Source organism: Cupriavidus sp. SIMBA_020 (genome assembly GCF_046535395.1).
GTDB classification, from domain to species: Bacteria; Pseudomonadota; Gammaproteobacteria; order Burkholderiales; family Burkholderiaceae; genus Cupriavidus; species Cupriavidus campinensis.
Genome location: NZ_JAWRWU010000278.1, coordinates 1 through 314 on the forward strand (window position 1 = coordinate 1; position 314 = coordinate 314).

General features: G+C 55.7%; 1 rRNA gene. It reads left to right on the top strand.

Annotated elements, in window-relative coordinates:
• Nucleotides 1-314: ribosomal RNA gene (locus tag SB751_RS29190) — 16S ribosomal RNA — on the top strand; the annotation flags it as partial.

The window sequence follows — 314 nt, forward strand, 5'->3', positions numbered from 1 at the left end:
CTGCCTGTAAGACTGGGATAACTCCGGGAAACCGGGGCTAATACCGGATGGTTGTTTGAACCGCATGGTTCAGACATAAAAGGTGGCTTTGGCTACCACTTACAGATGGACCCGCGGCGCATTAGCTAGTTGGTGAGGTAACGGCTCACCAAGGCAACGATGCGTAGCCGACCTGAGAGGGTGATCGGCCACACTGGGACTGAGACACGGCCCAGACTCCTACGGGAGGCAGCAGTAGGGAATCTTCCGCAATGGACGAAAGTCTGACGGAGCAACGCCGCGTGAGTGATGAAGGTTTTCGGATCGTAAAGCTC